17 protein-coding genes are annotated in these 25,098 nt (G+C 70.1%); 9 read left to right on the top strand and 8 right to left on the bottom strand.

Annotated features, from left to right (window positions below):
• The first annotated feature begins 153 nt into the window (after nt 1-153).
• Together WME85_RS07800 and WME85_RS07795 are read left to right on the top strand one after the other, a co-directional pair.
• The gene (locus tag WME85_RS07800) at nt 154-3,705 is read left to right on the top strand and encodes a caspase family protein (protein WP_437836638.1); all 3,552 of its coding nucleotides are present in this window, start codon (nt 154-156) and stop codon (nt 3,703-3,705) included.
• A 270-nt stretch (nt 3,706-3,975) separates the two neighbouring features.
• The gene (locus WME85_RS07795; protein ID WP_437836637.1) at nt 3,976-6,144 is read left to right on the top strand and encodes a caspase family protein; all 2,169 of its coding nucleotides are present in this window, start codon (nt 3,976-3,978) and stop codon (nt 6,142-6,144) included.
• Between the two features lie 29 nt (nt 6,145-6,173).
• On the opposite strand, the gene WME85_RS07790 is transcribed toward WME85_RS07795, so the two are convergent.
• Nucleotides 6,174-6,527 carry a DUF2325 domain-containing protein gene (locus WME85_RS07790; protein ID WP_437836635.1) on the bottom strand — a complete coding sequence of 118 codons (354 nt, stop codon included), beginning with the start codon at nt 6,525-6,527 and terminating at the stop codon, nt 6,174-6,176.
• Nucleotides 6,528-7,069: 542 nt separating this feature from the next.
• Nucleotides 7,070-7,399, bottom strand: a complete 330-nt coding sequence (locus tag WME85_RS07785) for a DUF2325 domain-containing protein (RefSeq protein WP_437836634.1) — start codon at nt 7,397-7,399, stop codon at nt 7,070-7,072.
• 349 nt (nt 7,400-7,748) lie between these two features.
• On the opposite strand from WME85_RS07785, the gene WME85_RS07780 reads away from it, so the two are divergent.
• From WME85_RS07780 to WME85_RS07765, 4 genes are all read left to right on the top strand, one after another.
• Nucleotides 7,749-8,768: a DUF455 family protein gene (locus tag WME85_RS07780; RefSeq protein ID WP_437836632.1), complete on the top strand. Its 1,020-nt coding sequence runs from the start codon at nt 7,749-7,751 to the stop codon at nt 8,766-8,768.
• Complete coding sequence (locus WME85_RS07775; protein ID WP_437836630.1) at nt 8,741-9,655, top strand: hypothetical protein; 915 nt, start codon at nt 8,741-8,743, stop codon at nt 9,653-9,655. The genes WME85_RS07780 and WME85_RS07775 overlap by 28 nt, the downstream gene beginning before the upstream one ends.
• A 599-nt stretch (nt 9,656-10,254) precedes the next feature.
• Nucleotides 10,255-10,923: a hypothetical protein gene (locus WME85_RS07770; protein ID WP_437836628.1), complete on the top strand. Its 669-nt coding sequence runs from the start codon at nt 10,255-10,257 to the stop codon at nt 10,921-10,923.
• A gap of 273 nt (nt 10,924-11,196) precedes the next feature.
• Nucleotides 11,197-12,846, top strand: a complete 1,650-nt coding sequence (locus WME85_RS07765) for a DNRLRE domain-containing protein (RefSeq protein WP_437836626.1) — start codon at nt 11,197-11,199, stop codon at nt 12,844-12,846.
• 228 nt (nt 12,847-13,074) lie between these two features.
• Here the strand turns inward: WME85_RS07765 and WME85_RS07760 are convergent, their stop codons facing one another.
• On the bottom strand, nt 13,075-13,878 hold the full coding sequence (locus tag WME85_RS07760; RefSeq protein WP_437836624.1) for a helix-turn-helix transcriptional regulator: 804 nt from the start codon (nt 13,876-13,878) through the stop codon (nt 13,075-13,077).
• Between WME85_RS07760 and WME85_RS07755 the strand changes: the two genes are divergently transcribed.
• The 3 genes from WME85_RS07755 to WME85_RS07745 all read left to right on the top strand — a co-directional run bounded on the left by WME85_RS07755 (nt 13,825) and on the right by WME85_RS07745 (nt 17,374).
• Nucleotides 13,825-14,835: an SDR family oxidoreductase gene (locus WME85_RS07755; RefSeq protein WP_437836622.1), complete on the top strand. Its 1,011-nt coding sequence runs from the start codon at nt 13,825-13,827 to the stop codon at nt 14,833-14,835. The genes WME85_RS07760 and WME85_RS07755 overlap by 54 nt on opposite strands.
• Nucleotides 14,836-15,005: 170 nt before the next feature.
• The gene (locus WME85_RS07750; protein ID WP_437836620.1) at nt 15,006-16,550 is read left to right on the top strand and encodes a DUF5924 family protein; all 1,545 of its coding nucleotides are present in this window, start codon (nt 15,006-15,008) and stop codon (nt 16,548-16,550) included.
• Complete coding sequence (locus tag WME85_RS07745) at nt 16,547-17,374, top strand: hypothetical protein (protein ID WP_437836618.1); 828 nt, start codon at nt 16,547-16,549, stop codon at nt 17,372-17,374. Before WME85_RS07750 ends, WME85_RS07745 begins: the two co-directional genes overlap by 4 nt.
• A 186-nt stretch (nt 17,375-17,560) precedes the next feature.
• Here WME85_RS07745 and WME85_RS07740 read toward each other — a convergent pair whose 3' ends face one another.
• The 5 genes from WME85_RS07740 to WME85_RS07720 form a co-directional block, all read right to left on the bottom strand.
• The gene (locus WME85_RS07740; RefSeq protein ID WP_437836616.1) at nt 17,561-18,622 is read right to left on the bottom strand and encodes a hypothetical protein; all 1,062 of its coding nucleotides are present in this window, start codon (nt 18,620-18,622) and stop codon (nt 17,561-17,563) included.
• Entirely contained in the window at nt 18,619-19,947 is a 1,329-nt protein-coding gene (locus WME85_RS07735; RefSeq protein ID WP_437836614.1) for a hypothetical protein, read from the bottom strand. The genes WME85_RS07740 and WME85_RS07735 overlap by 4 nt, the downstream gene beginning before the upstream one ends.
• Nucleotides 19,948-20,165: 218 nt before the next feature.
• Complete coding sequence (locus WME85_RS07730; RefSeq protein WP_437836612.1) at nt 20,166-21,200, bottom strand: hypothetical protein; 1,035 nt, start codon at nt 21,198-21,200, stop codon at nt 20,166-20,168.
• Nucleotides 21,201-21,214: 14 nt separating this feature from the next.
• The gene (locus WME85_RS07725; RefSeq protein ID WP_437836610.1) at nt 21,215-23,413 is read right to left on the bottom strand and encodes a hypothetical protein; all 2,199 of its coding nucleotides are present in this window, start codon (nt 23,411-23,413) and stop codon (nt 21,215-21,217) included.
• Complete coding sequence (locus WME85_RS07720) at nt 23,410-24,819, bottom strand: hypothetical protein (RefSeq protein ID WP_437836608.1); 1,410 nt, start codon at nt 24,817-24,819, stop codon at nt 23,410-23,412. The genes WME85_RS07725 and WME85_RS07720 overlap by 4 nt, the downstream gene beginning before the upstream one ends.
• Between the last annotated feature and the right edge of the window lie 279 nt (nt 24,820-25,098).

Raw genomic sequence — 25,098 nt, 5'->3', positions numbered from 1 at the left:
CAGCGATCAGCGTGAGGTCTTTGACGTCGGCGCCCGCGAGCACGAAGACAAAGAGTGATGGAGCCGCGCGCAGAGCCTGTTCCATCCGAAATCACGCGCGATTTCATGGGGATACGAGCAAACCTCCAAGGGCTGGAGGGCGAAGAGCGGACAATGTCGGATGCCGACGAAAGCAACGCGAACGAGCCTCCGAGCGGCCGGGACGTGCGGCCGATCAGCCCCTCCATCTACGGCGCCTACGCGGAGAAATGGGCCGTGATCGTGGGGATATCGAGGTACAAGGACGCGAGCCTCAACTTGAATTATGCGGCGCGCGACGCAGAAGAGCTTGGCAAGCTCCTCAAGGCGAGCGGGGGCTTCAAGAGCGACAATGTCCAGCTATTGCTCGACGAGCGAGCGACGACAGCCAGGGTCACCTGGGCGATCCGGACCTTTCTCAAGAAAGCTGCCAAGGACGATATCATCATCCTCTACTTCGCGTGCCACGGCCAGCCAGACGTGGGGGCTCGGGGCAACATCTTCTATCTGATCACGTGGGACACCGACCCCAGGGACATCGGGTCCACGGCCCTGCCGATGCGGGAGGTGCAGAACGCCCTGAACGACTACGTGCTGGCCGAGCGAGGGGTCATCCTGGTCGATGCTTGCCACGGCTCGCCCATCGGCGGCTCGACCCGGGCGCGAAGCCTCAGCGCGGGCGACGTGATGAACCAGCAGGCGGAGGCGCTCAGCAAGGCACAGGCGGGGATCGCGACGATCTCGTCCACGCGAGCGAACGAGACGGCGCAAGAAGGCGCGCAGTGGGACGGCGGACACGGCGTCTTCACGTACTTTCTCCTCAAAGGGCTGAGCGGCGAGGCCGCCGAGAGCGGCACCGGCAAGGTGAGCGTGAGCAGCCTTTACGATTACGTGAGCAAGAACGTGACGGCGGCCACGGAGCCCGCGCCGCAACACCCCTGGATCAGCGGAAACGGCTTCGACAACAACCTGCCCCTCGCCTGGAGGGCGACGCTCGACAACGAGGAACGGCTGGCGCTCGGCCGCCACCTCGCTGACATGGCGCGGCTCCTGGCCGATCGGGTCAGCCTGGACCTGGCCAGCGAGCTCTTCGTCGAAAACACGGTGGACCTCGGCCTCGCGCGCCTCGACGCAGGAGACGTCGACCGGGCCATCCCGATCTTCCAGGCCGTGGTGAGCCAGGGCGGAGAGGGCTCCGTCGAGTCGGCGTACTACCTGGGCCTCGCGCTCGCGAAGGCGCACGGCGAGGGCGCCGCGAAGCAGGCGATCGAGCTCTTCCTCGCGAAGGCCCCCGACGACCCGCGAGCGGCCTTTGCGCGCGATCTCTTGACGAACCCGGAGCGACGCGCGAGCGCGGGTACCCGGCGCGCGCTGCTGATCGGCGTCAACTGCAATGTCTCGGGACCGAGCAGGGACGAGGCGGAGGAGAAAGACGCGCGCGCGCTTCGCGAGGTCTTGATCGACCGGTGGGGCTTCGCCGCCGACAACGCGATCTTGCTCTGCGGGCCCCAGGCGACCCGAGATGGCATCCTGAGCGCGCTGGAGAAGCTCGTCGCTTCAGCGGCCGAGGACGACGCGGTGCTCGTCTTCTACAGCGGATGCAGCGGCCGCTCGCCCGTCGAACACGCCGCGATCCTTCTCAACCGCGTCAGCCGCGACGACGCAGCAGCGGACGCCAGGAACCCCGACGGGTCGATCGCGCATGAGTCGATCGCGCAGGACGAGATTCATTCGATCCTCCAGCGCATCCGTTCACGGCGCAAGATGCTCATCATGGATACGGACATATCGCCAGATCCGATCGAGCTTGCCCGCGGTGCATCCTACGCGGCCCTGTTCGGAGCCAGCGCCGGACAGCATGCCGTCAGCCTGAACATCGATGAGCGCTATGGCCAGCGCGGGCTCTTCTCATGGGCGCTGGTCGAGCAGCTCAAAACGGCGCTGCCGAGCACCACGCTGGAAGAGCTCAGGGACAGGATCGCGACGACCATGCAGACCTATCGGGACAAGCGTCAGCAAGATCCGCACCTGAGCGGGGCAGGACCGGTGTCCCACCGCCTCGAGCCGGTGAGCATGGGGCATGTCACCCTCTTCGAGCTGAGCCGGCGCCGACGCTTCGACGGGTTCGCGCGGCACGAGCTGGAGGCGCGCTACGCTGCGATCCTTCGCACGTTCCCCGCGGCGCCGCCCGACCTGCACTACGCAGCCGGTCGCGGCTTCCTCGAGCAAGGAGCGTACGATGGGGCAGCGGAAGCGCTGGCCGCGTCGGCGAGGGCGCGCGCACCCACCGAGCCGGAGGCGCTCATGGCGGTCGGCGTCGCCCAGATCGGCGCTGGACAGCGGGAGGCCGCGGTCGGTTCGCTCGATGGATACCTCCGCGCCTTTACCCCGCCAGAGCAGGCGCCGCTGGCCAATGACGTGACCACGCTCATCGCGCGGCTCAAGCAAGGCAACCGCTTCGCTGTCATCGTGGGAATCGACGCGTATGGCCATCCGGGCGTGCCCCGCCCGCGGGGCGCGGTCAACGACGCGCGCGCGCTGTTCCAGGTGCTCATCGATCGGTACGGGTTCCTGCCGGACAACGTGCGCTTGCTCCTCGACGGCGCCGCGAGCCGCGCCGCCATCGTCGCGGCGTTCCAGGACCTCTCCGCGAAGCCGGCGGAGTCGGCCACCCTCTTCTATTTCGCCGGCAACGGCTCCTTCAACGCGAACGGTGATCCGACGATCGTGAGCGCGGACGGGCGAAGCGAGGGCGTGCTCGACATCGCGCTGCGCGAGCTCGACGAGCTCGCCGGTCGGGGCTCGACGCGGCTCGTCACCCTCATGGACGCCGGCTGGACGAGCAGGACGTCCGCTGAAGGGGCGAGGTACGTCGAGGCGGACCCGCGGCCGGTCCCGCTTGGACGCGACGTGCGCCGCCGGACCTGGCCCCGATCCTTCGAGTTTCCCCCCCGCGTCGGCAGGCTGACCGTGCTCAATGGATCCATCAACATGGCAAGGATGAGCGAGGACTCGCCGACGGTCGAGAAGCTCATCCCCCTGTCGCCGCCCGGATCCGGCGACGCGGTTCGCGGTCTCCTGACCTACGAGATCGTCAAGGCGTTAACGGCAGCCCAGCCGACCGCGCTGACGTGGCGAGGGCTGCTCGGGATGATCCCGCCGACCCTGAACGTGCACGTCACCGGAGAGGGAATGGAGGAGATCGCGTTCGACGACAGGCTCCTCGACAGCGCCCGCGCGTGCCTCACGAACCTCGATCGCGAGCCGGCCCGCCGCGCGCTCGCCGTGCTCGAGCGCGCTGACATACCCAACCAGCTGCTGTGGCGTGGGATCGCCTACTCCGTGCTCGAGGACCACAAGGAGAGCATCGAGGCGCTCGAAGCGTTCATCCGGGAAAAGGAGGGGAAGTTGTCGACCGCGGCGCACTATCACCTTGGCCGCGTGCTCTTCAGGAGCGGGCGTGACCTGGACCGCGCCGTGAGCGAGCTGCGCTGGGTAACGCAGCAGGATCCCACGAACTCCGCCGCGTTTCTCTACCTGGGCAGGGCGCTCCGCGCCCGCGCGAGGAGCGACATCCGAGGGGAGGCGGCGAGGGCCTACGCCAGATACCTCGAGTCCGGCGCACCTCCCGGCTACGAGGACGAGGCATGGAGTTTCCTGACAGCGAGAGAAGAGCAGCGCACCTAGATTCGCCCAGGTGAAGAGGGGCCATCCCGCGACGCTCGGCAACAAGGACGAGAGCGCGAGGAGGCCCACTTGACCCGTGGTGCACGCCGTCCGAAATGATGGACCAGAGGGTGTCGCTCTGCACGACCACCACGCGCCATGGGGGGTCAGGTCGAACACCAGGCTGTCGCAACGGGACATCGGCTTCGTCAAGAGCGCTTACCCTGGATGAGCTGCGCCCGCGCCTCCGCCGAGGCTGGCCTTGACAACCCGCACCGCTCGAGGAACCTCATGAACGACCACCGCGACTCCGGATCCGACGCCAGGGAGATGAGCGAACCGCGGAGCGCGGGACCCACGTTCCGGGCGCTGCTCATCGGCATCGATTTCTACTCCAAGAGCTCCCTCGAGAACAGCGCGACATACGTGTCGCTGCGCGGCTGCGTGAGCGACGTTGACAGGGTCAAGAAGAAGCTCGAAGCGCGGATCACCCTGCCGCACGACATCAGGACGCTCCTTGCGCCGAACGTCGGGGAGGCCAGGCCCGGTGGGCCGGAGAGCGATCTTCCTACGTACAAGAACATGAAGGCGGAGCTGGATGGGCTGTGCGCCCGTACGCAGCCGGGCGACCACGTGTTCATTCACTACTCCGGCCACGGAGGCCGCGTACGCACGAAGTGCTCCCGCGTGAAGCCCGGCGGGTTCGACGAGACGCTCGTGCCGATGGACATCGGCGACGGCTCGCCCTACCTGCGCGATCTCGACCTTGCGTATTACCTCGACAAGCTCACGAAGGAAAAACAGGCGACCGTGACCGTCGTGCTCGACAGCTGCCACTCCGGCGACGCGACGCGTGGAGTCAACGTCGCGCCGCGGTGCGCGACGGGCGCCCGCCAGGGCACGGATCCGACGCTCGACACCACGGAGCGCCCGACGGACGGCGTGGCCCCCGACGATGAGCTGTGCGACGCGTGGATGCGGCTCGTCGCCACGGGCAACGGGCGGCGCGACGCGGTCGCCACGACCTGGCTCCCGGAGGCCAGGGACTACGTGCTCCTCGCGGCGTGCCGCGACGTGGAGACCGCGATCGAGGAGCGCCTGGAAGGCGACCGGTCGGCGGGCGTGTTGACCACGGCGTTCCTCCAGGCGCTCGACGAGATAGGCAAAGAGCAGACCTGGAAGGTGCTCTACGAGCGCGTGCTCGCGAGCGTGCACAGCAAGTATCCGTCGCAGACTCCCCAGCTCCTGGGTCAGGGGGAGCGGCAGATCCTCGGGGCCGAGCTGCGTGAGGTCGTGAGCACGGCGAGGGTCAACGAGATCGACGAGCAGAACCGGAAGGTGAAGCTGAGCGCCGGCATGGTGACGGGGACCCCGACGGGCGCGAAGTTCGGGATTTACCCCCCAGGGACGATAGACTTCACGCAGCCCAACCTGCGCGTAGCTGTCGCCGTCGTCGACAGGATGCTGGCCGTGGAGAGCTGGGCGTCGCTGGAGGAAGGCGCCGATATCCGTTCTGTCAAGCTGGGCGCTCCTGCGCTCCTCGAGGACCTGGGATCCATCGCGCTGCGGCGCGCGGTCAACCTCTTCCACCGGGACGATCTGCCGCCCGGGATCGATCAGGATCAGGCGCTCGGCGCCGTGAGAGAGCAGATCGAGCGGAGAGGACGAGGGTTCCTCGAGGTCGCCTCCACCGGGACGTCGGACTACCAGGTCGCGCTCAACAAGGATCGTCGCTACGAGATCTGGGACCCTTCGGGAAATCCCATTCAGCGCGTGGGGACGGTGGCGGCCTTCGCGCCGAAGGCCGCCGAGACCGTCGTCGATCGGCTGATCCATCTCCTCCGGTGGCAGGCCATCCTGAAGGTTGCCGATCCGGTCTCGGGGCTCAAGGACAAGCTCCACATCGAGCTCCTCGCCCCTCCGCCGGGGTGGTCGGAGAGCGAGCCAGCCGTGGGCGGGACCGTGATCCACCCGGAGGGCGGTGCGTACGTCATCGAGCCCGACGCCTGGGTGTTCGTCCACGTCGTGAACGGGAGCGAGAGCCCTGTCAATGTCGCCGTCATCGATCTCGGCGAGGACTGGGGGATCCGCGCGCTCGAACCTGCGCCGCCAGAGGGGCACAGGACCCCCACGCGGCGGTACACCACCGTGGACGCCAGGAGCGATTCACGTTTTGCGTTGCAGTTCTTCCTCCCCCAGGGGCGCGCCTCGTCGCGCGACGTCATCAAGGTCTTCGCGACCCTCCGCGATACGGATTTCTGGTGGCTCCTGCACACGTCGATCGACACGCCCGTGACCCGGTCGCTGGAGACGAGGGACACGGCCGCGAACGACGCGCTGTTCCGGCTGCGCGAGGCGCTCGACGCGGACGAGAACACGCTGCGCGACGCGCGTCCCAGGTCCGCGCCGGGTGAGGAGTGGACCGCGAGGCAGATCGACGTCGTCACGCAGCGGAGGTGAGCCTCCACCACCGACGCGCGGCGCCCCCGTCAGGCGGCCCGCTGCTCGAGGGCGGCCCGCTGCTCGAGGGCGGTCCGCAGCGCGGAGACGGAGGCGCTGCGCAGGTAGACGACGGGCGCGCCGTCCGCCGCGAGGCCGTGCATCTGGTCGCGCAGCGCGTGCGAGACCATCGTCACCATGATCACGATGAGCGCGACCTTGCCCGCGCCGTGGCGCGCGCCCGGCGGCACGCGGTTCTCGTAGTGGCGCAGCGACCAGCCGTGCTTCTCGACCACATCGCGGTAGCGGCTGGACATGCCCCCGCTGCCCCCGATGACCAGCACCGCCTGCTCCTCGCGCTTCCTGCCTGCCGCCTGAGCCTGAGAACGACGCTCCACCTTCATGCGATCTCCCTCGAAAGTGGCTTGAGCAAGGCGTAAGCCACTCTCCTAGGCGCAATATTCCCTGCGCGAACATCGATGCCGCGCTCTATTCCGGGGCAAATTGTCCTCCCGGCGCGAAGGTCCATGTCACCGTGACATGGAGAGCGCGGGCGCCGCGGCGGAGCGCGCGCGGGCCCGGGCGAGCGACGAGCGGCGGCGCTCGCGCGCGACAGGCATGCATCCGGCCGACGCGATGGCTGGGCTCCCGGCGCGCGGCGGACGAGGTCGACCGTGCCGAGGGGACCCGGGACAGACAGGCCCAGGGGCCGAGAATCCCCTCATTTTGCAGCCCGTTTCAGCGAGAAATTGAACAGGGAGGCGGGGAGGCGGGGAGGATTTGAAGATTTCCCTCCCCGCCTCCCAGTGAATCTTTCCGAATATTTTGCGGGGATGTCTCAGGCCCAGACGGGCTGATCAGGAGGTGACGGGAATAAAAGGAGGAGCGGCCAGCGGCCGACGAACGGTGGGGCGATTGTCCCCGGCCGCGGAGGATTGACGCGACGTCAGCCGGCCCGCTGCTCGAGCGCGGCCCGCAGCGCGGAGACCGAGGCGCTGCGCAGGTAGACGACGGGCGCGCCTTCCGACGCGAGGCTCTGCATCTGGTCGCGCAGCGCGTGCGAGACCATCGTCACCATGATCACGATGAGCGCGACCCTGCCGACGCTGTGGCGCGCGCCCGGCGGCACGCGGTTCTCGTAGTGGCGCAGCGACCAGCCGTGCTTCTCGACCACATCGCGGTAGCGGCTGGACATGCCCCCGCTGCCCCCGATGACCAGCACCGTCTGCTCCTCGCGCTTGCTGTCGACCGCCTGGGAACGCCGCTCCGCCTTCATGCGATCTCCTCCGAGCAAGCTCTGAGCAAGGCGTAAGCCACCCTCCGCCGGCGGCCTTCTCCCGGGCAAATGTCGATGTTCTGGTTTATTCCCCGGCAAAATGTCGTCTCCGCGAGGAGGCCTTTGTCAACGTGACATGGCGGTCGGCGACGGCTCGACGGCTCGACGGCGCGACGGCTCGACGACGCGGGCGCGCGCGGGCCCGGGCGCGCGACGGGCGGCAGCTCGCAAGGCGGCGGGCGACCGCTGGTGGCCGACGGGCGACGGGCTTGCGCGCGGCGGGCGGCAGCCGCGCGCGGGCACGTCAGAGCTGTGGTAGGAGAGCAGCGCCGCCCTGCTCCGCCGCGCCATGCAGCCCCTCTCCGCACCGCCCAGCGACGCGCCTCCGCCTGGCACCGTCGAGCGCTGGGCCTGGGACTACATCCTCTCGACCGACCTCGAGCACAAGCTCGCTCCGCCGCCCGTGCCGTCCGCCTGGGAGTCGGACGCCGCGCCGCCCCCGCCCCGCCGCATCGAGCGACCTGGACGGCCCGCCGCGCTGCGCATCTCGGCGCGCGCCCAGAAGAGCCCGGGGCCCGAGGCGCTGCGCAACCCCGCGCGCCGCGCGCAGCTCTTCCATGCGTTCCTGCACCACGAGCTCCAGGCCGCGGAGCTCATGGCCTGGGCGGTGCTCGCCTTCCCGGAGACGCCGCGCGCCTTCCGCGGCGGCCTCGTCCGGATCGCCCTCGACGAGGTGCGCCACATGCAGCTCTACGCCCGCTACCTCGCCGCGCTCGGCCACCGCTTCGGCGAGTTCCCCGTGCGCGACTGGTTCTGGTCGCGGGTGCCCGCCGCCGCGTCGCCCGCGCAGTTCGTGGCCGTGATGGGGATGGGCCTCGAGGGAGGCAACCTCGACCACACGGCGCGCTTCGCCGAGCGCTTCCGCGCCATCGGCGACGTCGAGGGCGCCGCGCTCACCGAGCGGGTCTGCGCCGAGGAGATCCCGCACGTGCGCTTCGGGGTGCGCTGGTTCCGCCGCTTCACGCAGGCGAGCGGGAGCGCCGCGCACGGGGCGCCGCCGGGGCGGAGCGACGGCGCGACGGGGCAGAGCGACGGCGCGACGATGGGGCAGAGCGAGGACGCGCCAGCGAACAGCGAGGGCGCGACGATGGGGCGGAGCGAGGGCGCGCCGCCGGCCCCTGGCAAAGGCTCGCCGCCGCCGGGCGGCCCGATCGACTTCGAGACCTGGGTCCGCCATATCCCGCCGCCCCTCTCGCCGCTGCTCATGCGGGGCGAGCCGATGAACCGCCGCGACCGCAGCCGCTCGGGGCTCACCGAGCCGTTCCTCGACGCCCTGGCCTCATGGACCGAGCGAGCGCCTGGGTCCTGAACTTCGACGCCGACGAGGAGCTGGCGCGCCCCGCGGGGTACACCCCGCGCGCCGCGGTCGCCGGCCGCGCCCCGGAGCTCGCCGGCCGGGTCTCGGCCCTGCTGCGCCCCGGCGACGTCGTGCTCAGCCCTGCCCTGCCGTCGCCGCTCGTGCCGCCGGCCCCGCCCGGGGTCCCGCTCGTCGGCCGCGCGTGGTGCCCCACGCCGCGCGCCCTGCGCCTCCTCGGCCGCGCCGGCGTCGCCGCGGCGGCGGCGCCGGCGCTCGACGTGCTCCGCCGCGTCAACCACCGGAGGTTCTGCGCCGACCTCGGCCAGACGCTGCCCGGGGCGCGCCACGTCGCCTCGCTCGCCGAGCTCGAGGCCGCCATCGCGGAGCCCACGCCGACGGGCCACTGGCTGCTCAAGCGGCCGTTCGGGTTCGCCGGACGCGGCCGGCGCCGGGTCGCCCGCGGCGCCCTCCCGCCCGACGCGCGGCCCTGGGCCGTCGCGTCGCTCGACCCCGCCTCCCCCGACAGCGGCCTGCAGGTCGAGCCCTGGGTCGAGCGCCGCGGCGACTTCTCGCTGCACGGGCACGTCGCCCGCGGCGGCGCGGTGCGCCTCGGCGCCCCGTGCGTCCAGCGCTGCGACGGGAACGGCGCGTACCTGGGGGCCGCCCTCGCCGCGGACGGCGATCTCGACGGCGGCGAGCGCCGGCAGCTCGTCGAGGCCGCGCTCGAGTCGGGGGAGGCGCTCGCCGGCGCCGGCTATTTCGGGCCCTTCGGGATCGACGCCTTCCGCTGGGAAGACGAGCACGGCGCCCTGCGCTGGAACCCTCGCTGCGAGATCAACGCGCGCTACACGATGGCCTGGGCCATCGGCATGGGCAGCGCGCGGCCCGACCTCGACTGACCCGATCCGCGGGGCGCGCGGCGATCGACTCGAGACGGCCCGCGCCCGCGGTCGACGGAGCGCCCTCCGACGAGCATCGCTCGCCAGGGCCCCCGCGCACCTCATGGCCACATCGCCGACTGGCACTCAGCGCGGGGTCTCCGCCCCTGTCCCGACACCGACTTGTTGCACACCCGGGCGACCGCTTCCTCTATAGCGGTGCCCGGACGAGAACGACACGAGCCGGGCACCAGGGACTCCAGGAGAGCCGCCATCCAGAACACCGGCAGGTTGGAACCCCGAGAAAACGAACCACAGAGGCACAGAGGGCACAGAGTCAGAGAGTTTTTTTGTTGTTCCTCTGTGTCCTCTGTGCCTCTGTGGTTCAAATCTCTTCATTCCCGGGCGTCTCAAGCAGATCGATACTCTAGCTTCTCTTTCCCTTTCTCTTTGCTCATTCTCCTGGCGCCCCTGGCGTCTTGGTATTGTTCTCGATCCGGTCCGCTGTACCCGTCAAGGGAACAGAGAAGACTCGATAGACGCGGCGCCGCTCCCGCGCGCGGTCCTGCGCTGTCCGGGCTCGGCCGATGATCGCGTATGTGAGATAAGGAGGAGGCGGCATGAGCCTGCCGGCGAGGAAAGAGAGGCGACGGTCAGCGCGGCACCCCGAGAGGCACCGGAGCAGGCACGGCGCGGCGGCGATCGCGGGCGCCGCGGCCCTCGCCGCGCTGCTCGCGGCGTGCGGGCCGAGCAACGGCGCGGAGGGTTCCGCGGAGGCGGGGTCGTGCGGCTCGGAGACGTGCGCCGCGGACCAGTACTGCGTCTACCCGCCGGGCGACTGTGGCGAGGGAGGCGTCGTCCCCGGGAACTATGGCGTGTGCCAGCAGCGCCCCGCGTCGTGCGACACGGCCACGCCCACGCAGGTCTGCGCCTGCGACGGGCGCGTCTACCCGAACGCCTGCGAGGCCGCGCGCGCCGGCGTGAGCATCGGCAGCGGCGAGGAGTGCGCCGGCGCCGCCCCGCCCGGGACATCCGCCTGCGGCAGCTACTTCTGCAGGTCGGACGTCGAGTATTGCCGGATCGTCGAGGATCCTCACGTCGAGCTCTTCAGGATGCCGACGCAGCGATCGTGCAAAGAGATACCGCCGTCCTGCGTGGCGGAGCCGTCCTGCGACTGCGTGACCCTGGCGGCCAGCGCCCCTGGCAAGGGCGGGTGTTCCAGCGCGCCGGCCTGCGCGCGAGACGCCTCGGGGAGCTTCGCCGTCGAGTGTACGGGAGATCTCTACTGAGGCACCGCGCGCGCCGCTGACCCGCGCGGCCCCCACCGACGTCGGCGGCGCGGACAGGTCACCTCCGGCGCGGCGCCGCGACCATGGGAAAGAAACAGAATCATCACCGAAACGTGGGGTTCGCTCAACAGCTCTTCCCATAGCTTGCTCGCGCAACGCTCACCTCAACGCTCACCTCAACGCTCACCTCAACGTCTGATTCCAGAAGAAAGAAGGCACGCATTCATGCAGAATTCGCGCGCGCGAGCTGAATCAACCGTACAGAAGCGGCTCATGACGGGCTGGTCCCGGCTGTCGAGGGGCGCCCTCTGCGCCGCCCTCCCGGTGATCGCGGTCGTCAACGCCTGCGGAGCAGAGGACGATTTCGAGGAGGTCTCCGAGGCGCAGCAGGCGCTGACAACGGTCTCCTTCCAGCAGGGGTCGCTCCCGAGCTCGTCGTACGCCGGCTCCACCGACGCGACGATCAAGCAGGGCGCCGCGACGACGAACTTCGGCGCGGCGACGACCTGCGAGGCCGACGGCGACGACGGCTCGGGCGTGGACAAGTCCTGCCTGCTGAAATGGACCCTCTCCGGCATCCCCGCGGGGAGCACCGTCCAGTCGGCGTCGATCACCCTCCAGGCCACCGACGGCTCCTCGAACACGTACAGCCTGTACGAGGTGAAGCGCGCGTGGAGCGAGTCCGCGGTCACCTGGAACAGCGCGACCGGCTCGACGACGTGGGCCACCGCGGGCGCGCTGGGCGCGACCGATCGCGGCAGCCTCGTCGGCAGCGTCACCGGCAGCGCCGGCTCGAAGACGATCACGCTGAACGCGGCCGGCGTGGCGCTCGTCCAGGCGTGGGTCAACGGGACGTCCAACGAGGGGATCATCGTCGCGAGCTCGTCGAACACGGACGGCATCGACTTCGCCTCCTCGGAGCACGCCACCGTGGCGCAGCGGCCCAAGCTCACGATCACCTACGGGACGTCGAGCGGCGCCGGCCCCTCGACCGACCCCGGGCTCCTCGTCGCCTTCATCGGCGACCAGGGGAACAACAGCGACGCGGACGCGGTCCTCAACCTGATCAAGGACGAGGGCGCCGTCGCGACCATCCACAACGGCGACTTCGATTACGCCAGCAATCCGGCCGCCTGGGAGAGCCGGATCAACAGCATCCTCGGCGCGAACTACCCCTATTTCGCCGTCATCGGCAACCACGACGCCGCGGCGTGGGGCGGCGCCAGCGGGTACGCCAGCTACATCCAGGCGCGCCACGCGCGCGTGCCGGACATGAACTGCACCGGGGAGCTCGGCGTCAAGGCGACGTGCAACTTCCACGGGCTGTACATCGTCGAGTCCTGCATCGGGACGGGCGAGCTCCGCTCGACCTGCGCCGCCAACGCGTCCGATCAGGTGAACTTCATCCACGACTCGCTCGCCAACGACAACTCGATCTGGTCGGTGTGCGCCTGGCACAAGAACCAGAACGACATGCAGGTAGGCGGGAAGTCGAACGAGGTAGGCTGGAGCGCTTACCAGGAGTGCATGAGCGCCGGCGCGATCGTCGCGACGGGGCACGAGCACTCCTACTCGCGCACGCTGACCCTCACCGACGTGGGCAACGCCGGGACCGGCCACGGCGCGACGGGCGCCTTCAACCTGGTGGAGCTCGCCCCGAACCGGAACTTCGTTTTCGTGTCGGGCCTCGGCGGCGTGGGCCTCCGCGACTACGAGGCGGCCAGCCACGACGACGACACGTGGTGGTCGTCGTACTACGCGAGCAACAAGTGGGTGAAGAACGGAACCTTGATGTCGGGCACCGCCGCGTACGGCGCCCTGTTCATCCGGTTCAACGTCAGCGGGGACCCGAAGCGCGCGACAGCGTACTTCAAGGACGTGAACGGCCGCCTCGCGGACGAGTTCACGATCCAGGTCCAGTAACGCGACGCGCGGTATCGCGCCGGCAGGCCCCGCCGCCGCGGGGCTCGCTCTCCTTCTCGGCCCCGCGCGGCGGCGCGGCGCGCGACGCCGCCGTGCGCCGAGGAAGCCGAGGAAGAAGCCCGCGTGCGCGATCGACGACGTGGTGACCGGCGAGGTCGACGCGCTCGCCGCCTCGTCAGCGAAGGCGACTCTCGAGCGCTCGAGCGACCTGCTCGCGCGGCTTCCCGATCAGCTTCCTGACCGTTGAACCAGCTGCGCGACGGCGCGCGCGCTCGCCTCGTTCACGGGTGAGAGCACGAACATCGAGAGGCCGTCGCTGCCTTCGACGTGGAGCACCGACGACTCGAGCACGATCTCGCCGACACCGGGACGGACGAGCCGCTTCTGGAACCCGCCGTGCGACCGGATCTCTCCTTCGTCCCACAGGCGGCGAAAGTCGGGGCTCGTCTCCATCAATTCGTCGATCAGCGCCGTCGCCTCGTCAGATTGACCGGCACGCGCGATGTCGACGCGAAACGACGCGAGACAGGTACGGCGGACGTCGTCGACGTGGTGCACCTTGTTCTCTGAACCCGGCTGGAAGACCCGGCGCAGCACGTTGCGGTCGCGCTCCGGTACCGCCGCGTAATCGCCGAGCACCGCGACCGCCGCGCGATTCCACGCCACGATCTGGAACGTCGGCGTCTTCACGAACGCGGGGACGGAGAGGCTGTCGAGCACGAGCTGGAGTGTCGGCGTGACCGCCGCGGGCGGCGCGGGCCTGCGCGGCGGCGGACGGCCGTGCGCGATCAGGAACAGCATCTCGCGATTCGCGTCGTCGAGCTCGAGGGCGCGGGCGAGGCGCTCGAGCACGTCGTCCGACGGCAGGCCGCCGCGACCTTGCTCGAGCCACGTGTACCAGGTGACGCTCACGCCGGCCCGGGCGGCGACCTCCTCGCGGCGCAACCCGGGAGTGCGCCGGCGCGCGGTGGTCGCGGGATGGGCGCGCTCGCGACGGTCGCGCAGGAACGCGGGGAGGGTGGTAGTCGCCATACCAGTATAGCTGCCCGTCTTTTCGGACGAGCGACCCGAGGCTACGGTCCGCGCATGACCAAGTCAATGCGAGTGTTCGTCACAGGCGCGACTGGCTGGATCGGCACGGCGGTGCTGAAGGAGCTGCGCGAGGCCGGCCACAGCGTCCTCGGCATGGCGCACAGCGACGCGGGCGCCGACAAGCTGAAGGCGCAGGGCGTGGAGGTCTATCGCGGCGACATCCGGGACCCGAGATGCCTCGTCGAGGGCGTCCGCGCCACCGACGCGACGATCCACCTGGCGTTCCACATGGACTTCTCGGACTTCCCGACGATTTACCGGATCGATCGCGACGCGGTCAGCGCGATGCTCGATGCGATGGCGGGCACGAACAAGGCCTTCGTCGGCACGAACGGCACGCTGGTGGTCTCGAAGCCCGGCAAGGTCGCGGTCGAGACGGACGAGTCGCCGGCGGACTCGCCGCTCGCGGTCCGGTTGCAGGCCGAGCGTCTCGTGGTCGACGCCGCGAAGCGCGGAGTGCGTGGCAGTGTCATCCGGCTGGCTCCGACGGTGCATGGCGCCGGGGACAAGGGCTTCATCGCGATGCTGATCGATGTCGCGCGCGAGAAGAAAACCGCTGGTTACGTCGACGATGGCAACCATCACTGGCCCGCGGTGCATCGCGACGACGCGGCGCGGCTCTACCGGCTCGCCGTCGAGAGCGCACCGCCGGGGACCGTGCTGCACGGCACCGCGGAGGAAGGCATCACGATGCGCGCGATCGCGGAGACGATCAGCAGAGGCACCGGTGCGCCGACCAAGAGCGTGCCGGCCGCGGAGGCAGGCGCTCACTTCGGATGGATGTCGATGGTCGTCGGGCTCGATAACCGGGCCTCGAGCAAGGCGACGCGCGAGCTGCTCGGCTGGAAGCCGGAGCGACCGGGCCTGCTCGACGACATACGGGCTCACTACTTCTGATCCACCGTGCGGCCATGAGCGGCTTGTTCGTGCCTGCCGTATCCGTCCTGCACCTCCCCGCGAGCCCCGTGGCCCGCCACGCGCGATGACGCGGCGCGCCGCCCGCCTTCGAGCGCCCCTCGGCCGGCGCTCGAAGGCGGGCCGCCCGTCGGGTACGCTGCGCCCCGGACATGAAACAGCACGCGCCGCGCTCCCCTGAAGCCTCGGCCTCCGAGGCCAACGCGAACGTGCCCTCGAAGCCGTCGCCGCCGTCCTCCAACGCCACGACCCTGGTCCAGAAGCCACGCGTCCCCGACAGCTTCGGGGAGGCGCCGACCATCGTGTACATGCCGAGCGACGAGCCCGGCCCCGCGCCAGGCGACGCCCCGCCCGGCCCGCCCGGAGGGCCGCGCGGCGGCGCCGCGGCGCCCGGCAGCCGCGATCGCGGCGCCATCGACGAGGTCACGCTGCGCATGCCGGCCAGGGCCGCCGCTTCGGGCGCGGACAGCGAGGACCGCACGCTCAAGATGCCCGCCCGGTCGGCGCGCTCCGCCGAGCCCGAGGACCGCACGCTCAAGATGCCCGCCCGGCCGGCGCGGTCCGCGGAGGAAGACGACGCCCCGACCGTCAAGGCCGAGCCCAAGGCGTCCTTCGTCGACCTGAACACCGGCGCGGACGAGGCGGAGGAAGGCCGGCCCCAGGATCTCAAGTCGGCCGCCCGCGAGTTCCTGAAGCGCCACCACAAGAAGCTCTGGTGGCTGCACACCGCCTACGCGCTGAGCCTCGGCGCCTTCGTGGTGAGCTTCGCGCAAAAGGGGTTCCAGCACGCCCGCTTCCTCGCCATCTCGGTCAGCGTCGCCTGGCTGCTCGTGCTCCTGTTCTTCCGGCTCTTCGGCACCGGCACCCGCCAGGACTTCGCGACGGCGTGGCGCGGCGCCCGGCTGCGCTTCCTGGTGATGACCTATGTCCTGAAGAACCTCTATCAGGGCATGCTCTTCTTCCTCCTCCCGTTCTACTGGAAGAGCGCCAGCCTGGACGCGCCGAACCGGTGGTTCGTGCTGCTCCTCGGCGCCTGCGCCGTGCTCTCGACGCTCGATCTCGTCTTCGACCGCGTGCTCATGCGCTGGAAGACGCTCGCCTCGGTGTTCTACGGGGTGACGATGTTCGCGTGCCTCAACCTCGTCATCCCGGCGCTGCTCCCCAACACCCGGACGCTCTACACGCTGCTCTCCGCCGCCCTCGTGTCCGTCCTCGGCTTCTGCACGCTGCACCTGCCCTTCGGGGCCCTCTGGAGCCGCGTGGGCATCGTGTTCCTCGTCGTCGCGATGGCCGCCGGGGTCGGGCTCGCCTACGGGACGCGGGAGCTCATCCCGCCGGTGCCGATGCACCTGTCCTCCGCGGCCGTGGGCCCCTCGGTGCTCCCGGACGGCCGGCTCGCCATGTCCGTGAAATCGTTGCACTATTCGGTGATCCGCGAGCTCCGCGCGGTGACCGACGTCGTGGTGCCGGGGGGCGACGGCGACCGCCTCCTCCATGTCTGGCGCCACGAGGGGCGCGAGGTGCTCCGCGCGCCGGAGGAGACGCTGCGGGTCCCGGGCCCGGCGGGCGCGGTGCGGCTCAAGTCGCAGCTCGTGGGCGGGGGCCTGCCGCGCCACCTGGCCGGGCACTGGACGGTCGACGTCGAGACCCAGGACGGCCAGCTCGTCGGCCGCACCGCGTTCGAGGTGACCGAATGAAGGGGGCGCAGCGGGTCCATCCGGCGGCCACCGTGCCGCGCGCGCGCTGGGTCGACGCCGGCAACGTGGCGAACGGGTTCCTCGTGTTCGGCAACGTCGTCACGGGCGTCATCGCGATCGGCAACGTCGCGCGCGGGTTCATCGCGATCGGCAATGTCGCCGTCGGCGTGGTCGCGATCGGGAACGTCGCCTTCGGCGTCGTCGGCGGGTTCGGCGCGACGATCGCCGTCGGCGCCTTCGCCGGCGCGGGCGTGCTCGCCTTCCCGGTGCTCGACGGGGCTGCGGGCGTGGCCAACGCGCTCGAGCTGAACCCGGTCCTGTCGGTGTTCCCGATCGTGCTCTGGGTCCTCGCGGCGCGCCTGTTCCGCGGGCAGCGCGCGCCGCGCCTGGGCCCGAGCCCCGACCTCACGCCGCTCCGGGCGCTGCTCCGCGGCGAGCGCCCCGACGGCTGGGTGCGCGCCCGCGTCGAGCGCGCGGGCGGCGGCGCGCTCCGGGTGGAGCAGGGCGGCGCGGCGGCCGAGCTGCCGGCGACGCCGGAGGCGCTCGGCGCTGGCGGCGCGCTGATCCCGGAGGGCCGGGGGGCGCGGCTGTTCGCGTACCTGCGGTCGGAGGAGCACGTCGGCGGCGGGGGCAGCGGCTACCGCGAGGCGCAGCAGCGCGAGCGGGTCCTCGCCGTCGCCGACCTGGTGGAGCCGCCGGCGTGGATCGCGCCGTGGAGCAGCGGCGCCGAGGCGCAATGGTGGCTGGCGCGCGCGTGGGACGTGGGCGCGGTCGCGGCGGTGGTGCTGAGGGCGGCGCAGCTCGTGGCGGGCGCGGTGGGGTGAGCGGCGAGCGTTCGACGCGAACTACCGGGATACGCGAACGGGAAGAACATCAGGCCATGTCGCGGGGTTAGGTGTTCTTGGAAGCGCCGCTGAGGGGCCGAAAAACGGAGGAAATGAAGGGCTCGATTTGGTAGTTCTGAGCGCCCCCTCGGCGCCTCGCGCGGAGGTGACATCGGGGGGTGTGCGTTAGGACATCAGGCCGAGCACGAAGAGCGCGTCGGCCCAGAGCGGCCAGAGCGTCCGGTACGGGTGGGTCGCCAGCACCACGCCGCCGCTCGGCAGGCGGCGGACGTGGAAGGGGGCGTGCTCTTCGAGGAAGCGGACGTGGCCGCGCGTCGTGATGTCGGCCCGCCAGGCGGGCGGGCCCCCGCCCTCGGCGGCCTCGTCGAGCTGGCAGAGCAGATCCATGAGCTCCTGCGTCTGGGGCTCCGCGGCACGCCATGCGTCGTCAGGCACCGCCGCTGCCTCGAGCGCTTCGAGCAGCGTCGCCGGCGGCGTTGTGAGCGCCTTCAGCACGGTCTCGCGCGAGAGGGAGCGCGTGAGCTCGCTCGTGCCTTTCATGGGCACGAGCGCGCCGCGCGGCGCGGCGTCGACCCGCGCGTGCAGCGCCTCTAGCGAAATGCCCGCGATGCGCGAGACGCTCTCCTTGTCGTGGACGCTCACCCAGGAGAGGGCGAGGTCGCGCGCGAGTTCCGCGGCGTTCGCGTTGTAGGTCGCGCACATCTCGATCGGGGCGAGCCATTCCTGGTTGATCGTGCAGGCGCCGGTCGGCACGCGCCCGCTCGCATCGGGTGCGCATAGGCGAAGCAGCAGCTCCTCGATGTCACCCTGAACCAGATGGTAGGCGACCGCGGCCTCAGCCTCCACGGAGCGCGGGGCGTAGCTGCCCACGAGGATCTCGTAGGGGAAAAAATCCCACGTGCGTTCGCCCGCAGTCAAGCGGAGCGGGCCCCAAGGGTGGCGACGCTCGCATTCGTCGGTGTAGCACTTGAGCTCGAATATCATGTCGCGTTCGGAATCGTTCAGCCTCATGCCGGAGAGGAGGTGAGCGTTGTTCGTTCCTCCGAAGTAGACGCGGATCATCGTGAGCACTTCGTCCACGGAGCGCGTCTCGCACCCCTCCTCGGAGCTCATCATCAGGCTGATGAGAGCCCCCGGGCTGACGAGCGCCGACAGCGCCGCGGCGAACGCGTCGAGCCGCTCTGCGTCGTCACACCATGCATAGAACCAAGGCTCTGATTCGCTCATAGTCGGATCACCATGATGATTTTGTCGGAGTCTATCAGGGTCACGCTCTTGCGCGTGCTTAAGTTGAACAGGTAGCCGTCCCGAACGATAATGTTTTCATCATCGAATTTCGCGCCCTGATCCATGATGAGCTCGTACCGGGCCACGTCCCCATCCAGCCCCTTCTCCTTCAGCGCCTTCATCGCGTTCGTGAGTTGTTTGCGCACCTTGCTGACCGGGATGTTTCCGCCCTTCGCCTCGCTCACGATCAGTTGGTGCCCGCTGGATATCGACACGAAGTCGGGCGCCGACCCCTCGCTGCCACCAGGGCTTGAGTGCTTTGGAATGCCGACCACCTCGCGCACGCCGTCATCGCCGACCCCGACGAGCGATCGACCGTCGTCCACCAGGAACTTGGCCGCCTTCTTCTCGAAGATGTTCACCTCGAACTTGGTGATCGCTCCGGTGAGCGTCTTGTACCCCCGGACGCGGTTCGTCTTCACGATCTTGGCGAAAAATTCCTCGATCTCGGCGATCTCCCCGGCCACCCGGATCGCGGACGGCCGCAGCCCGCTGCTGGTCTTGATGACCCGCCACATCGGCCCGATCGCCGCGACCCCGAACCCCACCCCAGAGAAGATCCGCTCCTCGTCGCTGAGCTCTCGCCCCGACGGCAGACAGAACACCTTCCCGGTCACGGCCTCGCACAGGTCGAGCGCCGGCCCGACCACGGGCACGAACCCCACCCCGAGGCGCGTCGTCGCATGGACGAGCGTCTGCATCACCTCCGCGTACGCCTCGAAGCCTTCGGCGACGGTCGACATCGCCCCCGCGAAAGCGCTGATCGTCTGGTAGAGCTGCGTCTGCTCCAGGTCGAACCCCTCTCCCGTCCAGAGGTTGAGGTTGTCCTTCATCTGGTCCGCGAGCGCGTCGAACCGCGGCTTGAGAACCGTATCCACCTGCGCCCGCAGATCCGGCGGGATCGGCGTCTCGATGAACCAGTCCGACGGATCCATGAACTGCCGCACGAACCCGGTGATCCGGTTCTGCGCCTTCAGGAACGCGTTGGTCTCCGCGAGCGACACGCCCCACCGGTCGCGCAGCGCGATCTCCAGCGCCACGCTGTTGGCCCTCCACGCCCTCACGTTCGCCACGAAGTCCGCCCGGAGGACCACCACCCGGCCGCTCACGTCCGCCTCCAGCGCCGCGAGCACCGCGTCCGCGTACGCCGCGTAGGGATCCCTCCCCTCCTCGAACGCGCCGTCCACCTCTGCGACGTCCGGCACCTCGACCCACGGCACCTCGCTCTCCCCGAGCGCGTACGCCTGCGGGTCGTCCGGATCCAACCCCTCGGTGTTGTTCGTCGATGAAGACCGATTTGCGAGGGTGGAGGACTGTTCCGAGAGCGCGGATGCCCACCCCCGGCCCGTGCTCGGCGCTCCGCGCCTGCGCGCGGTCCGCCCCTCCCAAATCGCGCGCTCCGCGCGCTCAGGGAGGGGTACGCCGTCTGGCAAGGGCTCCCCGAGTGCGAAGTCCGGAGAAGGGGGAACGTGCACGACCTGCGTCAGGACATCAGGCCGAGCACGAAGAGGGCGTCGGACCAGAGAGGCCAGAGCGAGCGGTACGGGTGGGTCGCGAGCACCACGCCGCCGCTCGGCAGGCGGCGCACGCGGAATGGGGCGTGCTCTTCGAGGAAGCGGACGTGCCTGCGCGTGGTCGTGTCCACCCGCCAGGTGGGGAGGCCTTTGATCTCCTCGATCTGCTCTGTCAGGTCCAAAATCTCTCTCGCGCGCGGCGCGGCGGCGCGCCACGCGTCGTCGGGCACCGCCGATGCTTCGAGCGCGTCGAGCAACGCGGAAGGCGGTGCTGCCAGCGCCTTGAGGACGGTCTCGCGGGAGAGCGAACGCGCGTGCTCGCTGCCACCTTTCATGGCGACGCGCGCACCGGCCGGCGCGGCTTCCACCCGCGCGCGGAGCGCATCGAGCGACATGCCTGCGGCGCGCTTGATCTTGCCCTTGTCGTGGAGTTGCACCCATGACAGGGCGAGATCGCGCGCGAGCTCCGCGGCGTTCGCGTTGTACGTGGCGCACATGTCGACCGGCGCGCCCCAGTCCCAAGCGTTCGTGCACGCGCCGGTCGGGATCCGTCCGCTCGCGTCTGGCGCGCAGAAGCGGAGCAGGAGGTCCTCGAGGTCGTCCTCAATCACGAGCCACGCCACCGCAGCCTCGGTCTCGATCGAGCGCGGGCCCCCGCCCAAGACGAGATCGAGGTCAGGACTGAGGAAGTCCGACTTGTCGCACACCCGCAAGACGAGGGGGCCGGATGCATGGCGACGTTCGTATTCTTCCGCGAAGCATGCGATGCCGAAGCAGACGTCGCGCTCCGGGTGGCGCAGCATGACACCGGAGGCTACATCCGCGTTGATCCATCCGGAGAAGTGGGCGCGGACCGTCGCGACCGCCTCGTCGATTGAGTGCGTTTTGTACCGGATGTCATTGTCCATTGCCACGCGGATGAGGTCCCCTGGGATCATCACCGCAGACAACGCTGCCGCGAGCGCGTCGACCCGGTCTGACTCCTCACACCATGCGTAGAACATGGGACCTGCTTCGCTCATAGCCGGATCACCATGATGGACTTCTTGCTCACGGTGACGGGTTTGCCCGTGAGCAGGTTGACCAGGTAGCCGTCCCGCACGCCGATGTTCTTGTTATCAAACGTCGCCACCTGCTTCATGATGAGCTCCAAGCGGGCAACGTCGCCATCGAGCCCCCACTTCGTCTTCAGCGTGTCCATCGCGTTCGTCAACTGGTCGATCACGTCCTCCACGATTACGCTGTCCCCACCTTTTGCCTCGCTGAGAATCAGATCGTTCCCTCCGCGTAGCGAGACGAAGTCGGGCGCCATCCCCTCGATAGTACGAGGGCGTGACTCCTTCGGTATGCGGAGCACCCTCCGCACTCCATCATCGCCGACCCCGATGAGCGCTCGTCCGTCGTCCACCAGGAACTTGGCCGCCTTCTTCTCGAAGATATTCACCGCCTTGGTCGTGATCGCCCCGGTGAGCGTCTTGTACCCCCTGACGCGGTTCGTCTTCACGATCTTGGCGAACGCCTCCTCGATCTCGGCGATCTCCCCGGCCACCCGGATCGCCGCCGGCCGCAGCCCGCTGCTGGTCTTGACCGCGCGCCACATCGGCCCGACCGCGCCGAGCCCGAACCCCATCCCCGAGAAGATCCGCTCCTCGGTGCTGAGCTCCTGCCCCGACGGCAGGCACCAGGCCTTGCCCGTCACCGCCTCGCACAGGTCGAGCGCCGGCCCGACCACGGGCACGAACCCCACCCCGAGGCGCGTCGTCGCGTGCACCAGCGTCTGCATCACCTCCGCGTACGCCTCGAACCCCTCGGCGACCGTCGACATCGCCCCCGCGAACGCACTGATCGTCTGATAGAGCTGCGTCTGCTCCAGGTCGAGCCCGTCCCCCGTCCACAGGTTGAGGTTGTCCTTCATCTGGTCCGCGAGCGCATCGAACCGCGGCTTCAGCACCGTGTCCACCTGCACCCGCAGATCCGGCGGGATCGGCGTCTCGATGAACCAGTCCGACGCATCCATGAATTGCCGCACGAACCCGGTGATCCGGTTCTGCGCGTTCAGGAACGCGTTGGTCTCCGCCAGCGACACGCCCATCCGGTCGCGCAGTGCGATCTCGAGCGCCGCGCTGTTGGCCCGCCACGCCCGCACGTTCGCCACGAAGTCCGCGCGAAAGATCACCACCCGGCCGCTCACGTCCGCTTCCAGCGCCGCGAGCACCGCGTCCGCGTACGCCGCGTAGGGATCCCTCCCCTCCTCGAACGCGCCGTCCACCTCCGCGACGTCCGGCACCTCGACCCACGGCACCTCGCTCTCCCCGAGCGCGTACGCTTGCGGGTCGTCCGGGTCCCACCCCTCGGCGCGCGCGTCTTCCGTCGCCAGGTCCGCCACCTCGTCGGCCTGCGCGCCGAACTCGTCCATCAGCCGCGCGAGCTCGTCCTCGAGATCGCTGACGCTCTGCTTCAGGTCGTCGACAAGCTGCTCCATCGCCGCGCGCGTCTCCGGCGCGACCACGTCCTCATACCGGTCCAGGATCGCCTCGAGGTCGGTCCGCGAGATCTCGTCCAGCGGCCGGCTGACCAGGTCCTTGAGCTCGGTGTCGAGCTGCTGGAGCAGGTCCATCTTCTCCGCCAGCAGGCCCACCGCCCGTGCGTTCGCCACGAGCGCCGCGCGCTCCTTGGCGATCTCGGCCAGCAGGATCTCGATGTCGCGCGCAAGCGCCGGGTTGATCTCCGCGAGGCTCAGGTCGACCTCGGTGTTGCCGGAGAACTTCTCCCCGCGACGCTGGACGTCGAAGAGCGGCTTGTTCAGCCCGAGCGGCTCCGAGACGAGGTGCACCACCTCGTGCGACTCGGTACACCAGTCCTCGTCGGCGGAGTTCTTGACATTGAAGTGGAAATCGTTCGCTCCCATCTGGAGCAGCACCGAATCGAACTCCGTCTCCGCCCTGTTCGTCTGCCTTCCGTCGGGGAGATCCAGCAGCGCGCCGGGGACCTCGTACGTGGTCAGCGGCGTGTCGTTTACGCTGAAGAAGTTGTGTCCGACGAGGAACGCCGCTTCACACGAGGAGCTGAGCTCCGTGCGCTCCCAGTCAAGCCTGTACGGCGTGCCGGCCCACGCGAACGACGGCGTCAGCACCGCCAGCGCCGTGACCAGCGCGACGAGCCTCTGGAACACCGCGGCGCTCCGGCGGCGCAGCGCAACGTCCTTGGAGCCTCTCATGTTCCCTCCGCGCCGCGCACGGCGGCGTCATACGCGATCGCGGCGCCCTTCACGTCCCCCGCGTCGAGCCTCGCCTGAGCCGCGTCGAGCTCCGCCGCGGCCATGCCCTTCTCCCGCAGCGCCGCGAGACCCGCCGCGATCTTCTCCGGCACCCCCGTCCTGAGCTCGGCCTCCGCGGCGTCGAACCTTCCTCGAAGCTCCGCGCACCCGGCCTCGCGCCAGGACGACCCCGCCGCCTCGCAGAGCGGTCGCAGCTGCGCCAGCGCCAGGAGCTCCCCGCACCGCTCGGCCAAGAGCGGTAGCCCGAGCTTCTCGCTCACCGGCGGCGCCGCCGACAGCGCCGCGACCTGCACGCGCGCACGCTGCTCGAAGGCGTCCGACGCCTTGCGCGTCCGCGCCCCTGCGACGGCCTCGCGCGCCCCCTCGTCCATCTGCAGCACGCGGAGCGCCTGCCGGCGCAGCGCGATGCCGTCGAGCAGCGCCGCCGCGGTCGCGTCGCTCCGGGCGACGCGCCCCGTCACATAACCCAGCATCGCGTTCAGCGAGCGCAGCGCGCCCGAGGTCATATCCGGCAGCACCACCCCGTGCGTCGCAAGGAGCTCCCTGTGCGGCGCCATCGCCTCGTCGAAGGAGGCCGCGAAGACCTGGAGCGTCGCTGACGACCTCAGGATCTCCGCGGTGAGCTCGCCTGGCGCGCGGCTCGCCTCGCGCGCCGCCGCGAGCACGGCCTGCTCCACGCCGTCGAGGCCGTCGAGGTCCGACCGCGACGCCTGCGCCGAGAGCGCCGCGTACGCCGCCGTCTCCGCCGCCTCGGTCGCGCGGTACGCGGCGAAGCGCGCCGCGACGCCCGCGTACCTCGATCGCAGCGGGGCGGCCTCGTCCCGGGCCTGGTCGAAGATCGCCTGCGCGGCCGCCATCGCCTGCCTGTCGGCCGCGAGCGCAGCGGCGAGCGGCTCCCTCTCGGCGCTGGCCTTGTCGAGCATCGCCGCCTTGAAGTTGCCGGCCGCGTCGACCGGCGCCTCCGCGAGCAGCCCCCTCTGGCGGTCCCTCGCCTCGTCGAGCAGCCACGCGAGCTTGCCCGCGAGCGTCGCCCGCAGGGACTCGGCGTTCCTCGCATCGTCGCGCACGTACGCGATCGCCTCGTCGATGTGGCCGAACCAGACACCGAGCGAGTAATCGCTCGCGACGATCTCCTCCGGCGTCTTGTCGTTCGGCCATGTGGCCCACACCTCAATGGGCAGAGCGCCGTCCTTCTCGGCCTGGGCCCAGGCGGCGCCCGGACCCTGATTCTCGCCCACGCAGTGCTCCTCGCCGCCCACCGCCGCCGCGCAGAAGCTCCCGAACGTGTCGTCCCCGAACTTCCACAAGCACCCGGCCCCTGCCGCGCCGAGCGCCAGGGCGGCCACAGCGACCGCAAGGATCGTCCTCCGTCGCCTCGGTCTGGACCTTTCGTCCATGCTCATTCCCTCCACAGCGCGAGTTTTCTCGCTCACGCACGCTCGCCCGCACGTTTTCCAGAAGCAAGCGTCCCCACCAAAGCGCTAGGACATTGCTCGGCCGTGGCTCGCGCCCCGAGCGCCAGGTTGTCCGTCCTCAATGCGCGGACAGTCGCGGAACCGGAGAGGTGTGCTTGGGGGTGCGTGGCGCCACGGCCTGCGGACCGGACGCGGGGTCGCGGCGGACGC

The organism is Sorangium sp. So ce1153 (assembly GCF_051521595.1).
GTDB lineage: Bacteria > Myxococcota_A > Polyangia > Polyangiales > Polyangiaceae > Sorangium.
This window is presented reverse-complemented; position numbering and strand designations above follow the sequence as displayed.

Coding starts and splice junctions, on each gene's coding strand:
- WME85_RS07800 (WP_437836638.1), top strand. CDS start 154: ATGTCGGATGCCGACGAAAGCAACGCGAACGAGCCTCCGAGCGGCCGG.
- WME85_RS07795 (WP_437836637.1), top strand. CDS start 3,976: ATGAACGACCACCGCGACTCCGGATCCGACGCCAGGGAGATGAGCGAA.
- WME85_RS07790 (WP_437836635.1), bottom strand. CDS start 6,527: ATGAAGGTGGAGCGTCGTTCTCAGGCTCAGGCGGCAGGCAGGAAGCGC.
- WME85_RS07785 (WP_437836634.1), bottom strand. CDS start 7,399: ATGAAGGCGGAGCGGCGTTCCCAGGCGGTCGACAGCAAGCGCGAGGAG.
- WME85_RS07780 (WP_437836632.1), top strand. CDS start 7,749: ATGCAGCCCCTCTCCGCACCGCCCAGCGACGCGCCTCCGCCTGGCACC.
- WME85_RS07775 (WP_437836630.1), top strand. CDS start 8,741: ATGGACCGAGCGAGCGCCTGGGTCCTGAACTTCGACGCCGACGAGGAG.
- WME85_RS07770 (WP_437836628.1), top strand. CDS start 10,255: ATGAGCCTGCCGGCGAGGAAAGAGAGGCGACGGTCAGCGCGGCACCCC.
- WME85_RS07765 (WP_437836626.1), top strand. CDS start 11,197: ATGACGGGCTGGTCCCGGCTGTCGAGGGGCGCCCTCTGCGCCGCCCTC.
- WME85_RS07755 (WP_437836622.1), top strand. CDS start 13,825: ATGGGCGCGCTCGCGACGGTCGCGCAGGAACGCGGGGAGGGTGGTAGT.
- WME85_RS07760 (WP_437836624.1), bottom strand. CDS start 13,878: ATGGCGACTACCACCCTCCCCGCGTTCCTGCGCGACCGTCGCGAGCGC.
- WME85_RS07750 (WP_437836620.1), top strand. CDS start 15,006: ATGAAACAGCACGCGCCGCGCTCCCCTGAAGCCTCGGCCTCCGAGGCC.
- WME85_RS07745 (WP_437836618.1), top strand. CDS start 16,547: ATGAAGGGGGCGCAGCGGGTCCATCCGGCGGCCACCGTGCCGCGCGCG.
- WME85_RS07740 (WP_437836616.1), bottom strand. CDS start 18,622: ATGAGCGAATCAGAGCCTTGGTTCTATGCATGGTGTGACGACGCAGAG.
- WME85_RS07730 (WP_437836612.1), bottom strand. CDS start 21,200: ATGTTCTACGCATGGTGTGAGGAGTCAGACCGGGTCGACGCGCTCGCG.
- WME85_RS07725 (WP_437836610.1), bottom strand. CDS start 23,413: ATGAGAGGCTCCAAGGACGTTGCGCTGCGCCGCCGGAGCGCCGCGGTG.